General features: G+C 50.7%; 1 protein-coding gene. It reads left to right on the forward strand.

Annotated features, from left to right (window positions below):
- On the forward strand, positions 1-536 hold a 536-nt coding region (locus QP994_RS11075), incomplete at both ends, for a hypothetical protein (protein WP_284866836.1).

The following is a 536-nucleotide window of genomic DNA, read 5'->3' on the forward strand; positions in this document are numbered from 1 at the left end:
CAGTCATTCACGGTGACTACCGCCCGGGTTTGCCGGGGTTTGTGCCTGAAGAGTTGGATTATCCCCTTGATGTCACAAAGGTGGACACCACTGATTGGACCATCAGAATGTGGACTAGGGGTGCAGGTGTACGTCAGGCAGAGCCAGAAGAGCGTGACTACCTTCTGATTCCTTGGGCATTTTTCTCTGTCGGCCACATGGATTTGTGGTTGGAGCAGTATCGTTGTTTCCATTTGGGGTTGGATATTCCCACCGAGTTGAGTCCTCCGGATGAAGACATTGATGGTCAACGCGATGAGTGCACTACTGATGCTGGTATGCGTACGAGTGTGATCAGGCTTGATGAATCGGCTGGTGATGATGCTGGGAAGGACACGATGTATGCCAAAATCCTTGTTGATAGCCAGCTTGATAAAGCAGTGACGGAAGCAGGGGGTGACGCTAGTGGGTATTTCTTGGATGCTGTGTTGAGGTATTGGCAAGCTATCAACACTATTGCTGCTGGTGTTGAGTTGGATCCTGAAGGCGACGGTGTT

Origin of the sequence: Corynebacterium sp. MSK044 (genome assembly GCF_030232825.1) — a bacterium.
Lineage (GTDB): Bacteria > Actinomycetota > Actinomycetes > Mycobacteriales > Mycobacteriaceae > Corynebacterium.